This is a genomic window from Roseiflexus sp. RS-1, from assembly GCF_000016665.1.
Classification (GTDB): Bacteria; Chloroflexota; Chloroflexia; order Chloroflexales; family Roseiflexaceae; genus Roseiflexus.
This window is the reverse complement of record NC_009523.1, coordinates 5,266,228-5,279,485: the sequence shown is the minus strand read 5'-3', so window position 1 is coordinate 5,279,485 and position 13,258 is coordinate 5,266,228. Positions and strand designations below refer to the sequence as shown.

The 13,258-nt window shown below is 60.5% G+C and carries 11 protein-coding genes; 5 read left to right on the top strand and 6 right to left on the bottom strand.

What is annotated here, in order from left to right; translation table 11 throughout:
• Positions 1 to 99 precede the first annotated feature (99 nt).
• Positions 100 to 1,050, top strand: coding sequence for a ParA family protein (locus ROSERS_RS21750; RefSeq protein WP_041336020.1), 951 nt, complete (start codon positions 100 to 102; stop codon positions 1,048 to 1,050).
• Positions 1,051 to 1,153: 103 nt separating this feature from the next.
• Entirely contained in the window at positions 1,154 to 1,444 is a 291-nt protein-coding gene (locus tag ROSERS_RS21745; RefSeq protein WP_011958895.1) for a hypothetical protein, read from the top strand.
• A 68-nt stretch (positions 1,445 to 1,512) separates the two neighbouring features.
• Here ROSERS_RS21745 and ROSERS_RS21740 read toward each other — a convergent pair whose 3' ends face one another.
• Positions 1,513 to 2,805: an adenylosuccinate synthase gene (locus ROSERS_RS21740; RefSeq protein WP_011958894.1), complete on the bottom strand. Its 1,293-nt coding sequence runs from the start codon at positions 2,803 to 2,805 to the stop codon at positions 1,513 to 1,515.
• 219 nt (positions 2,806 to 3,024) lie between these two features.
• On the opposite strand from ROSERS_RS21740, the gene ROSERS_RS21735 reads away from it, so the two are divergent.
• Positions 3,025 to 3,882, top strand: coding sequence for a TerC family protein (locus tag ROSERS_RS21735; protein WP_011958893.1), 858 nt, complete (start codon positions 3,025 to 3,027; stop codon positions 3,880 to 3,882).
• Here the strand turns inward: ROSERS_RS21735 and ROSERS_RS21730 are convergent.
• Positions 3,859 to 6,057 (bottom strand): hypothetical protein, encoded by a 2,199-nt coding sequence (locus ROSERS_RS21730; protein WP_011958892.1) that lies wholly within the window; start codon positions 6,055 to 6,057, stop codon positions 3,859 to 3,861. The two genes, ROSERS_RS21735 and ROSERS_RS21730, sit on opposite strands and share 24 nt — an antisense overlap.
• Positions 6,058 to 6,202: 145 nt before the next feature.
• The gene (locus ROSERS_RS21725) at positions 6,203 to 7,351 is read right to left on the bottom strand and encodes an FAD-dependent monooxygenase (RefSeq protein WP_011958891.1); all 1,149 of its coding nucleotides are present in this window, start codon (positions 7,349 to 7,351) and stop codon (positions 6,203 to 6,205) included.
• 362 nt (positions 7,352 to 7,713) lie between these two features.
• Between ROSERS_RS21725 and ROSERS_RS21720 the strand changes: the two genes are divergently transcribed.
• On the top strand, positions 7,714 to 8,148 hold the full coding sequence (locus ROSERS_RS21720; RefSeq protein WP_011958890.1) for an ester cyclase: 435 nt from the start codon (positions 7,714 to 7,716) through the stop codon (positions 8,146 to 8,148).
• A gap of 74 nt (positions 8,149 to 8,222) precedes the next feature.
• Here the strand turns inward: ROSERS_RS21720 and ROSERS_RS21715 are convergent, their stop codons facing one another.
• Complete coding sequence (locus ROSERS_RS21715; RefSeq protein ID WP_011958889.1) at positions 8,223 to 10,289, bottom strand: glycosyltransferase family 87 protein; 2,067 nt, start codon at positions 10,287 to 10,289, stop codon at positions 8,223 to 8,225.
• 10 nt (positions 10,290 to 10,299) lie between these two features.
• Positions 10,300 to 11,301, bottom strand: coding sequence for a fumarylacetoacetate hydrolase family protein (locus ROSERS_RS21710; RefSeq protein ID WP_011958888.1), 1,002 nt, complete (start codon positions 11,299 to 11,301; stop codon positions 10,300 to 10,302).
• 120 nt (positions 11,302 to 11,421) lie between these two features.
• Between ROSERS_RS21710 and ROSERS_RS21705 the strand changes: the two genes are divergently transcribed.
• Positions 11,422 to 12,318, top strand: a complete 897-nt coding sequence (locus tag ROSERS_RS21705; RefSeq protein WP_011958887.1) for a gamma-glutamyl-gamma-aminobutyrate hydrolase family protein — start codon at positions 11,422 to 11,424, stop codon at positions 12,316 to 12,318.
• Here the strand turns inward: ROSERS_RS21705 and ROSERS_RS21700 are convergent.
• Entirely contained in the window at positions 12,315 to 13,256 is a 942-nt protein-coding gene (locus ROSERS_RS21700; protein ID WP_011958886.1) for a TlpA family protein disulfide reductase, read from the bottom strand. The two genes, ROSERS_RS21705 and ROSERS_RS21700, sit on opposite strands and share 4 nt — an antisense overlap.
• Positions 13,257 to 13,258: the final 2 nt, after the last annotated feature.

The following is a 13,258-nucleotide window of genomic DNA, read 5'->3' as shown; positions in this document are numbered from 1 at the left end:
TAGCGACTATGACATTTTTCTTACGAACCGGTCGTTTGTCGCCCATCCACCGATGTGCTACACTGAATAAACAAATCGCAGATGGGTCCGGAGGGGGATGTGGCACGGGTCATTGCAGTTGCAAACCTCAAGGGCGGCATCGGCAAAACCACAACGGTGGTCAATGTGGGTGCGGGTCTGGCATTGAAGGGCGCGCGCGTTCTGCTGGTCGATACTGATGCCCAGGGGAACCTGGCAATGGCTTTGGGGATACATCCCCGCCGCACGCTCTACGATGTCCTGGTTGATGGCGCCCCTGCTGAACGTTGCATCGTCGAAGCCCGTCCCGGACTCGATCTTCTGCCGGCTGATGCAACCCTGCTCGGCGCACAACCGATCATTGCCCGCCGACCGGATTGGAGCCGCGTACTGGCGCAGGCGCTTCAGCCGGTCGCCAGCGCCTATGATTTTGTGCTGATCGACTCCGCCGGTTCGCTGACGCCCTTGAATGTCAATGCGCTGGTCTGCGCCCACGATGTGATCGCCCCCACCACGGTCGAGCATTTTTCGGTCAAAAGCCTGGAATTGCTGACGCTCCAGATCGGGCGGATCAAAGGCGCTGCCGGGCAGGTGCGCATGATTATTCCGACAATGTACGACCCGCGGGTGCGGCAGTCCGGCGAGTTGCTTGCGCAGCTCCGCACCCGCTATGGCGACCGGGTGACGCCGCCGGTGCGCGTGAATGTGCGCCTCTCCGAGGCGCCTGCGCTGGGCAAAACGATCTATGAGTACGACCCGCGCTCACGCGGTGCGATCGATTATGCCATGCTGGTTGAACACATCAGTCGATCGTTTGGTTTTACTGCGCGTCCACAACCCGCTCGCCCGCCATCGGTCGCGCCGCAACACCCGGCGCCGCCCGCTGCACCGCCCGTTCCGACACGGTCTGACGCACCGGAGACCTGCCCTCACTGCGGGCAAACGCTGCACCATACCCATCTGGCTGGTTATCGCATCAGTTATTGTGTGCAGTGTCGCTATAAGAAACAGGAACTGATCCGGGGACGATGAGCGCCGGGAATGACCCGTCGTTTTTGCGTCCTTGCGAAGGCGCAACCAATCGCCGAACCCGCTCAGTGGCATATGTGGAATGTTACGTGAACAGGAGTGATCCATGGGAGTCGATGATTTTCGCGCTGAAGCGCGCCGCCTGCTCGAGCGGATGCTTGCCGACGCGCAGCAGACCGATGAACGCGACGTGCTGATCGCGCAGTACACCGACGAATTGACAATGCTGTACGGGCGGCATGCCCATGCGCTGCTGACAGAGGTGATCGAAGACGCGCGCACACGCCTCGACGCGCGTCTCTCGCCCGATCCTATCCGCCAGACCATCGCTACCGTCCAGACAACCGTTCAGGACCTGTGGAACGCCCTGTGGGGACCCGGCGACATCCGGAGATGATACAGACTTTCAGGATGCGAGACCGTAGAAGATGCCGGTGAGCAAAGCCGTCACTCACGCACAGTGCATCACATCACCCGGTGCACCTCGATGATCTGGTCGTGCCCTGGTCCAACCGATACCATCCCCAGGCGCGCGCCGACCAACTCGCACAGTCGCGCGACATAGGCGCGCGCTTCAGCAGGAAGTTGCGCAAAATGGCGCACGCCCGACGTTGAGGTTTGCCAGCCGGGAAGTTCCTCGTAGATCGGTTCGACCTGCCCGAGAATGAACGGGTTGGCTGGCGGATAATCGAGTTCGGTGTCGTGACGCCGGTAGCCGACGCATACCTTGATACGCGGCAGTGTATCGAGCACATCGAGTTTGGTGATCGCCAGGGTATCGATACCGTTCACCCGCACAGCATACCGCACCATCACCGCATCGAACCAGCCAACCCGACGCAGGCGACCGGTCGTGGTGCCGACCTCAGCCCACGGGGTGCCGAGCTGACGCAGGACGGTCGCCGTTTCGTCCTCGATTTCGGTCGGGAAGGGACCCTCACCGACACGGGTGGCGTATGCCTTGCAGACGCCGATAACCGAAGAGAGGCGGGCAGGCGGGATCCCGCTCCCCTGACAGGCGCCAGCTGCACCGGGCGGCGACGATGTGACATACGGATAGGAGCCGTGGTCGATGTCGAGCAGCGCTCCCTGCGCCCCTTCGAGCAGGATCGGCAAATCACGATCCAACGCGCGCTGAATGATCGGATGCACGTCGGCTACATGACGCTCGAGTTTGTTGCCGTACTCCAGGTACTTCAGGAATGTTTCGTGCAGTGAAAGCGGCTGTGCGCCATACCACGCCGTCAGCATTTTATTCTTGACTTCCAGCGCCTGACGGAGGCGACGTAGCAACGTTTCCTCGTGCAGCAGATCTCCCATCCGAATGCCAATTCGCATCATTTTGTCGGCGTAAGCCGGTCCGATGCCGCGTCCGGTGGTGCCAATCTTCGCATCGCCGCGGAGCGACTCATCAAACTGATCCTGAAGCACGTGGTACGGCATAATCACGTGCGCCCGGTCGCTGACGAACAGTTTGGCTGTGGTGATGCCACGCGCTTCCAGATCGGCGACCTCCTGCAACAGCACGGCAGGATCGACAACAACACCGCTGCCGATGATATTGACAATCCCGGGATCGAAGACTCCTGACGGAACAATATGGAGTTTGAACGTCCCGTGGCGATTGACAACGGTATGACCGGCGTTGTTGCCGCCGCCATAACGAATGACCAGCCGCGACCGTTCGGCGAGCACGTCTACGATATGCCCCTTGCCTTCGTCGCCCCACTGGGCGCCAATTACTGCGACGACCGGCATATGCGGGCTCCCTTCTGCTCTGCAACCCGAAAACTGTGATATGATACGCGAGAAAGCATCTTTCTCCGTTGCGTGTGGTATTATAGCCGAGTTTCAATCCTGCGCGCATTTCTGCATCGAAAAGCTACCTTACAGATTCAACCGCCATACCACGGACGCTCATGAGCGGACGCCGCACCAGCCAGGCGCGTCTGAACACACAGAAAGCGCAAGGTGACCATGGACATCGCTGCGGTAACGATTATCATTCAGCTCATCTTTCTGGAAGGCATTCTGTCGATCGACAATGCTGCTGTGCTGGGGGCAATGGTGGCGCACCTCCCCCACGATGAGCCGATTCCCTGGCCCCAGCCGCTCCGTTTTCTGACAGAGTGGTCTCAGCATGTATTGGGGTATCAGCGGGAGGCAGCGCTCAAGGTCGGTCTGCTCGGCGCGTATATCGGGCGCGGGTTGATGCTGGCGCTGGCGAGCATCATTATCCATGTGCCCTGGTTGCGCATTATCGGTGCGGCGTACCTGGTCTACCTGGCAATTCACCATTTTGCCGAACTTTACCATGCACACCGCGCCGAAACAGGGCAGGAGGAACTGTCTCGCGTGCGTGGCGGGTTCTGGTCGACCGTGCTGGCAATCGAACTTGCCGACCTGGCATTCAGTATCGATAATGTGATTGCAGCCGTGGCGCTGTCGGACGAGTTCTGGGTGGTGATGCTGGGGGTGGCGATCGGTATTCTGGTGATGCGGTTCGCTGCCACGATCTTTACCCGTATGATCTCGTGGGAGCCGGCGTTGCAGACAGGCGCATTTCTGCTTCTCATGGCGATCGGCGCGGAGTTGCTGGCGGAAGAGGTCTGGCATATTCACATCGAAGAGATGACGCAGTTCGCCATCTCCGCCGGGGTTCTGATCCTGACGGTGATTGTAGCGCGCACACCGTTGCGCGGTCCGGCGCAACTGATGGCGCGTCCGTTTATCTGGATGTCGGCAATGGTTCAGTTGCGTCTCGAGGCGGCGACTGCGGTGGTAACCAGTCCGTTCCGCCGGAAAGAGCGCTCACCCGAGACGGATAGGCTGTAGGCTCCCGGTTGCCCACAACACCTGTACCTTCCCAAACGGCGCCGTCAGATCAAACACGACGTAGCGGCTGCCGTTCGCATCTTCAATCGCGTAGTCCTGCGGCACGGCGTTCAACATAACCAGGGATGGCGCAGTGACGTGTTCGGGAAGCGGCACACGGAGATGGATGCGCTCGCCTGACCCGGTCACGTGGATCTCGACGCCGCTCTCCAGCCGACGCCACCGGTAGGCGACATATCCGTCGGAGGCGGCATAGCGCGCCGTCACCTGCGCCTGATCCACGTCACCGGTGAAGATCCAGCGCGGGCTGAGCGTTACCTCCCGATACAGCGCGCCACGGTCTTCAATGCCTGCTGCACCCTCGATCAACGCGCCGAGCATCGCCGATGCGCCCCATCCATCGGTTGGCAGCGTGTCCTCGCCGGAGATGCCTGGATTACCGGCGGGGTAGTACCAGAGGTAGGACGCGCCGGTGGTGCTGATCAGAAAATAGTAGCGGTGCAGGATCTCGAAAGCGTAGCGCTCCGCGCCATAGCGGAACGCGCCGCGCGCCAGTTCGCCGCCGACCAGCGGCATCAATCCGCCGTTGACGTATTCGCCGGGACGCTCGCCAGGACGCCCGGCAAGCCCGAAACTGCCTGGCGGAAACGGCGGATCGATGCTGTACCATTCGGCAAACGTCTCGCCGCGCCGCAACCCGCGCCTGAAATATTCGTCAACAATCGCCCGCCCCTGGTTGCGACTCAGAACCTGACGGTTTAGCGCATATGCATTTGAAAGGCTGAGTTGAGCGGCTTCATCAACGCCAGGCACATCGAACGGTTCCAGCGGCACAAAGTGGGTGTAGAATCGTCCGTTCCAGCTCAGCGCGTTCAGGCGCTCCATGATTCCATCCGCTTCGGCACGCCACTGGTGCGCCAGCGCCGGGTCGCCGACCCGCGCTTCGATCCGCGCCAGTAATTCAAGCGCGTGCGCCAGACCGGTGTTATCGCCATGGAAAATGCCCCAGATCGTCTGATCGTCGATCCAGTGCCGCGGCGCCGGTTTTCCGGTGGTTGGATCGGTCGTGGTTGGACCGTAGGCGAAATCCCAGGTGTCAATGGTATAGGGGCGCCTGACCAATCGGTGTTGTACGTCCCATCGAAGCGGATCGTTCATGGTATAACGCACAGCCCGGCGCATAGCATCGAGATTGGTTCGCAGCCAGGCGTCATCGCCGGTTGCCTGCCAGGCTTCGTACACCGCCTGGATGAACAGGTACTCAACATCCGCCTCGACCTCTTTGCGCAGTGGATGCAGCACGCCGATTGATGGGCGCGCAAGAAAATCCGGGAAACTGCCATCGGGTCGCTGAGCGCGACGAAAGGCATCGATCAGGCTGGTGACATCCTTCTCGAAATAGCGAAATCCGCGCGCCTGGTAGGTGTGATCGCGCAACCAGAGCAACGGGTTGTCGGGCGACCGATACCCGCGCACCGGTATGCCGTCGAGGTCGTATTCGAGCACACACTGTTCCATGAAGCGACGAATCATGGGGTAGAGGGCATCAAAGCGCTCCTGACCGGTTATCAGCGTCGTTTCGGCATCGAGCGTGTAGAGATGGCTTGAACCGCCTGCAATTGCGCCATCGATGATCAGCAGGGCGCTGTGTGCGCCGGTTGCGCCGCCCGGCTGTACGGCAACTGTCCCAACTCCGTTGACGATGTCGATCGCCCGGCGTTCGATCCGGCGCGCCCGTCCATCGTAGAGATACAGAACCGCACGACCATGGTAGCCCGGCGCTGCAATCCGAATCTCGACAGGGGTCAGCGGTAGCGCACCGGCTGGCGCCGTCAGCGTTGCGCGCCATGGTGAGGCGGGCAACTGTCCGAGTTCGGCGGGAGGACCATGCGCCCAACCAGACGGCAGGGGAAGCGCAGTCAATCCATCGGGACGCACTGCGATCAAGCCGCGACGGTATACTCTTGTCGGCGTCCCGTCGAGGAAAATCGGCGCACTGACGGGTTCACCGAGGGTAGCCGCGCCATCGGAGCGCGTCCAGTAGTCGGTGAAGACATCGGCGGTGGGTGATGCAGGGATCGGCGATGGAGACCATGGCGTCGGCGGATCGACGGGTGCGGCGGAACAGGCGGCGACCACAAGCAGCGCAACGAGGAGCGAGAGATGATGTTTCACGGTGGTGGAGAACTGAGAACCGAGAACCAGGAACCGAGAACCAGGAACCGAGAACTGAGAACCGAGAACTGAGAACCTGGGTTTTTGCAGGTACAACAACAGGAGCGATTCGTTTCCAGGCATTGTACCACACTCGCCGATCATTCTATGACGCTGTGACATCGTATCCAGCCGCACGCCACAGGAGTGATTGGAACATGCTGGCTGGCAGCGACCTGACCAGCCAGTTGCGCAACAGACACAAGGCGGGATGATCTATTTGTGCGCCTCTACCGATGGACCACGATGTGTTCGTCACCCACCTCGTGCGAGCGCGGCGTTCGGCTTCATAACGATGGAGAGCGGATGGGAGACCGGGTTCTTGCGCCAATGCGCGCGCCAGTACATACGCCGACTCAATTGCCATACATGCACCCTGTCCCATATTGGGGGTCGTGGGATGTGCAGCATCCCCCAGCAGCGTAACCTGTTCCCGGCTCCACGGTGCAAAGGATCGGATATCGTAGATATCGTTGTGCAGGATCGCTGCTGCAGGGGTGGCTTCCAGCAGATGTGGAACAGGAGCGCACCAGGTTCTGAATATACTGAGCAGTTTTGCTTTGCGCTCTTCTGGAGAGGAGATTTCGCCAGCTGGCTGGTTATACGTCGCAAACCAGTAGACGCGGCTTCGGTCGACACGCACAATTCCAAAACGCGCACCCATTCCCCATATCTCAGTTGTCACACCCAGCGCGGCTTCATCGGTTGTCTCCACAACGCCGCGCCAGGCGGTATATCCCGAATAACGCAGCTGAATGTGGGGAAACATCTGCCTGCGCACAGCCGAGCGAATCCCATCTGCGCCAACAAGGAGATCTGCGCTGTCGGATGCGCCGTTTGCAAACTGAACGGTGACCGAATCGGCGTGCTGTACGACATTGACACAGGGCATCGCAAACCTGAGCATGCCGGTTTCCAATGCTTCTGCGAGGATGCGGTGCAGGGCGGCGCGATGGATTGCGACAACCGGCGTACCAACCCGGGTCTCCAGTTCGTCGAGACGCCCTTCGTAGAGCGTTTTGCCATTCGCCGTACAGAGCCGGGAGTGGATCAGTCGCGCTCCCGCTGCGATAACTGCGGCGCCTGCGCCGAGTGCAGACAAGACCTTCATTGCATTGGGCCAGAGCATCAATCCGGCGCCGACGTCGCCCGGCTCAGGGGCGCGTTCGTAGATGACCGCATCTATGCCCTGGGTTCTCATAGCCAGGGCGGTACACAACCCGCCGATGCCGCCGCCGATGATGATCACTTTCATGCTTCAGGCGCTCCTCACAGCACACGCGCTGTCGTTCTCTGGCGAGCCTCGCGTTCTGCACCACGGCAGCACGCGCTGCGTTCCCGGTTCAATATGGTTACGAAATGATTACATTCTATCATCATAACTCTACCCACGCCCCGCGATCATGCAGTATCATACAATGGTAGAGGGATGACTCCGCCCAGAATGCGGCCAGTCATCCCTCACGCATATATGCCTCTGACGTAACCCGAGATGGGTGATGCCGCAGAGTTAGAGAACACCATACTCTGGCGGTTGACAGAGTTGCAATGACGCGCCTGCGGAGCACCGGCAACGTCGCTGGTGTGCAATGTCAGCACAAAAAGGAGGCCCTGCCAATGTATGTCGAAGCCCATCGCGCGATTGCGCGATATGCCGCCGAAGCGGTGTGGAATCAGGGACGCCTGGAGGTCATCGACGACGTTTTTGATCACAACTTCATCAACCACGATCCATCGGCGCAACAGGTGCGCAGCGCGAAAGCGCTCAAGCGCTGGATCGAGCGGTTGCGCATCGCGTTCCCGGATATGCACATGACGATCGAGGACCTGATTGCTGAAGGTGATCGGGTTGTGATTCGCTGGAAATGGACGGGGACGCACACCGGGTTCTTCGGGTCGATCCCTCCCAGCTACAATGCCGTCACCCTGCACGGTATCACGATTGAGCGATTTGCCAATGGCAAGATTGCCGAGGCCTGGTGGAGTTACGATGGCTCGGCGATGATGTTGCAGATTGGGGCATTTCCGATGGCGCTGGAGGTTGGACGCTGAAGGTGGTCGGTGGAAGGTGACAGGTGGAAGGCAGCTTTCGTTCTTCCCTTTCTATTGCCCGGCGCGCCGCCGCTTCAATCGGCGGCGCGTCCCTTTCGCACCGTCATGACCGTAAGCCACGCCAGCGCCGCCAGAGCAACCGCAAACAGCACCGCCGACGGCAGGGGCCACCACGGAACCGTGTTGGGCCAGATCAGCAGATTGGCTGCCTGGGCAATGGTCAACAGCACAACAATTCCGCGCGTGTGGCGTGGCGATTGACCAACGATGGTACAGGCGATCAGCAGCGCCGCCGTGATGGTCACCATGTATTGCGGACTGAATACCCGGTTCAGCAGCAGGAATGCCGCTGGTGTCAGCGCCGCCAATGCTGCCGGACGCCATGCCAATGATGGAAAACGCAGTGCGCTCAGGGTCAGGCTCGCAAGGACAATACCCTGCACGCCAATGGCGATCCCCATCATCGTCCCGCCGGTTTCCACCGATCCCCACGGCGCCGGAAGACGCGCCCAATGATCTGGTGCAGTTATCAACACTGCCAGAAACCATACGCTTTCACCGGTAATGGCGCGCCCGCCTTGCAGGGTGTATGGCGCCAGAAAGCGATCCCAGTCGATCAGCGCAAATGGGATCGAGGTCGCTGCCACTGCCATCATACCGCCCGCTGCAAATGCCCACAACGATGCAGGAGCGCGCGAAGAACGCGAGCGGAGCATCCCCAGCGCCAGCGTTGCCGCCGCCAGCCAGGGCGTCCACTTCAGCGCGCCGCCGATACCGAGCGCCGCACCGCTCCACACCATGCGACCATACGTGTATGCCATCAGCCCAAGTGCCAGAAACGCCGTTGGCAACGGATCATATTTGCCGTGCCAGAAGGGGAGCAACAGCGGCGAGAGCGCATAGAAACATGCCAGCCCGGTATTCCCGCTGGCTGAAGAACGCCGCTCACTCATGCTCCAGATCGCCAAGACGATAACCAGGTCGGCGATTGTGTTGCAGAGCGGCAGTGCCAGGGCAAACAGTTCACGGCTCGCGGGCAGCGCCAGAATCGCCCAGGGGATCAACGCGCCGGAAGGGTACTCGACCACCGGCAGTCCCAACTCCAGTGTCGCGCGTCCGTAGTTGTAGAAAAGTTCAACATCCGGATCGCTGCCGATCTCCCCACTGAGCAACCGCGTTGTCAGCGCCGTCAGACGAACGACCAGTGCGATCCGCAGCACCCCGGAAAGCGTCAGGGTTCGTCCGATACTGTGCCACATGCCCCACACGACGCACGCCGCCTGCGCTGCAATCACTGGCACGCTCCACTCCCCCCGCGCAACGCCTGCCACCAGGAGCGCATCGAGCGCCACGCCGCCGGACGCTGCCAGGAGCGCAGGTCGAAGATCCGCCGTCGGCACATGGCGCGGTTCCCGACGTTCCAGCCAGGCAAACAGGAGCGCCACACTCCCCAACAGCACCGCATAGAACGGGAAAAACGGAACGGTGCGCGCCGGCAGCCAGACCCATAGCACGCCACACCCCCCAATGACTGTCAGCGCAACCGTGGTTCGCCCTATCAGGCTTATGGCATTGCGCCCAACCAGACTGACGCTCAGACCGATCGCCAGCAATGCGAGGATATGCTGCACCGATGGAAGCGCCAGCGACCGGGAAGATGCCACGCCAGCATGATAGACAAGCACGCCGAGATTGCGGCGGTCGTTGGGCGGTTTCCATGTATCACTCCGAATCGTGATGTGGAAGGCCTCACCCGCGAGCGGATCAGGGCGAAGCAGCAGCAGGTAACGGCGAGGGGCATCCGACGGCGTAACCGCGACCGATGTTGTGGCCACCGACAGCGTAATCGATGGGGACGGCGTTTCAGGAGGACGAGGCGCTGCCATGACGATCTCGACGATGCCCGGCGCACCATAACCAGAAGCGATCAACGTCACACGTGCATCGCCGTCTGTCCAGCGAAACGAACCGTACCCGTCGCGCTCGCGCGTCTCGAAGCCACGGGCGCACCCGACATCCTCGCCAGCGCCGACGTCGCACATTGGCGGATGGGTGATGGCGGTTGCGACGGTAGCCGTCAGCAGCGCCGCCAGGATCAGCGTAATGCCATGGAACCAGACGTATCGCTGCACGTTGTTCACAAGGGGGATCTCAGGCGACAATGCGGTTGCGGAGAATACCCAGCCCGCCAGCCTCAAGCTCGACCAGATCATCAGGTTCGAGCCAGGGTCCCTGTCCATTGGTCGCCTCGAGCAGTGAACCGCCAATCGCGCCGCAGGCGATCATGTCGCCGGGGAACAGGGTGCACCCTTCGGAAGCAATCGCAATCATTTGGGCAAAAGAGTACGTCAGATCGCGAAGGTTGCCACGCGACTGTTCGACGCCGTTGACGCGAGCGATCAGGGTCAGATTGAACTGACCATCGTCGAGGGCATATTCCTGGAGTTCGTCCGGCGTGGCAAGCCAGGGACCGATGGAGGTCGCTGCATCTTTACTCTTGCTGAAGGCGAACCCGGCGATCAGTTCCTCGCGCTGGACGTCACGCGCCGTCCAGTCGTTGAGCAGCAGATACCCGGCAATGTAATCGCCCGCCTCTTCAGGGGAAATGTCGCGTCCGCTGCGACCGATAACGCACGCCACCTCGAGTTCATAATCGAAAGCGACGGTGCGTGGGAGTGGCACATATGCTTCGGAACCATACATGGCTGCGTGATTGCCAAAGGCAAAGAGTGGTCGTTCATACCAGAAATAGGGGATCCCGCCGCCGTGCAGACGGGCAAGCGCCGCCATGTGCTGTTCGCTGGATTCAAAGCAGCGCAGGCTGGAAGGGCGCGGCAATGGCGGCAACAGGCGCGCCTCGTCGAGCGGGATAAGCATCTCGACGCCGCCGATCATCAGAGAACCGGACTGTAGAACGAGATGCTCATCATCCACACCGCCGATCTGATCGATCACCGCCGCTACGATCTCCGCCGCGCCATCGAGCCCCATACCGTCCGGCACGCCACCCAGCACATCGAGCAGACTCCAGGGCGGCTGGGGCGGATCTTCAAAGACGAGCGGCGCCGCTGCCGCCAGATCGATAACGGCACTGCCGAGCAGCACGCCAACCCGCGGCTGACGATCAACGAACTGAAAGGTGACCAGACGCATGGCTCACTCCTTCGGGTGCACTGCGCGCGGATCATAGTCGCTGCTGGCACGGGTGTCAAATCCGAATGCAGAACGAGATGGTACAATATATCTAATAAAAAACTGCTCAAGGAGTTTCACGTGTCTCACGCGCACCGCCCGATCATCGGCGTTCCATGCCTGGTTGGTATCGCCCACTTTGCCCGAGACGACGCCTGGTTTCCCAAAATCTACGGGAACGTTATTGATTATCTCCAGGCAGTCGAAGCAGCCGGAGGCGCCCCGATGCTCATCCATCTCACCACAAATGATGATGTGCTGAACACGCTCTACCAGCAGATCGACGGATTGCTCCTGGCTGGCGGTGAAGATATCGATCCCGCATCCTACGGCGCCCCGCGCCATCCGCGACTGGGCAACCCCGATCCGTTGCAGGACGATGTCGAGATCAAACTGACCCGACGTGCGCTCCAGGATGGGAAGCCGATCCTGGCGATCTGTCGCGGTATTCAACTCCTGAATGTCGCGTGTGGCGGCACGTTATACCAGGACATCCCTTCAGAAATTCCAGGCGCTCTGAACCATAATGAGTCGACCGACCGGCAGGACATGCGATACCTGGCGCATCCGGTCCTTATCGATTCCGACTCACGGCTGGCGGATCTGCTCGGTGCAACCGAAGCGATGGTCAATACGCTGCACCACCAGGCGCTGCGCGACGTCGCGTCAGCGTTGCGCGTCACTGCTCGCGCTCCGGATGGCGTCATCGAAGCGGTCGAAGCAGGATCATCGGCATGGGTCGTAGGCGTGCAATGCCACCCGGAGATGCTATGGAACGGCGCCGATCCACGCTGGTCGCGGGTGTTCCAGGCATTTGTGCAGGCAGCGGGGGGGGTGAACGTTGAACGTTCAACGTTCAACCTTCAACGTTCAACGTTCCTACCTTCAACCCTCAACCTTCAACGTTCCAACTTTCAACCTTCAACCTTACAACCTTCAACCTTACAACCTTCAACCTTACAACCTTACAACCTTTAACTCCCGCCCCGCGGCGGTCTGCCAGCGATCAGGTTCTCCAGTGCTGGGGTCATTTCCTCACGGGTGATGCCCCCCTCATACCGGGCGACAATCGTGCCATTCGCGTCGATCAGGAACAACCACGGTTCCGATTGCAATCCCCAGGCGATCATTGGATCGGAAAGCCCTACGTTGCGCTCTTCGAGTGTGGGGGCGCGCCCTTCCTGCGCCAGTTTCTGGAAGACTGCGGATTGCGCCTCGAACGACTCACGGAACGGATGGCGGAAAACCTCGACATGGATGAAGTTGATGCGATCGCCGTAGGTTTTCTGCAACTCCTGCATCACACCCAGGCTGGGAGCGCACACTGCCGTGCGACAGAACGCTGGCGTCGCAAACAGCAGCGCCGTCGGCTTGCCGTTCTGCAACGCTGCATCCAGGCTGATCTGGTACATCGAAAGATCGTCGACCCGACCAGACGAAAGATATGACGGATCGGGCACATCACGCACAGTCAACGTTTTGACAGGTATCGCCTTATCGCCGACATTCGGTACATCCGAACGTTCTTTGACTTCGAGACGCAGGCGTGCGACCGTCGGTTCTGATTGACCGCTGAGGGTTGTTTGCACCTCGATCCCCCAACTCCCCGCCCGGTCGAACGTCGGATAGGCGACGTAGATGGCTGCGGGAAGCCCCTGACCGTAGTAGATCGCATCGGTCTCGAATCTGACCGGTGAACTGGTATCGTTCAGATCGAAGAAGCGCAGGTGAATCTTCGCACCCGGATCATTGACCGGCGAACCATCGCGAATCAGACCCAGCGCAATGCGGTTCGGACCCACAACCGCTTCGGTGAAGGCAAAGACCGGCGTCACCTGACCGGAACGTGTCGGCTGCTGCGCGCATGCGACGAGGAGTAGCGCCAGCAGAAGAAATATCAGCAATCTGAAACGCATAG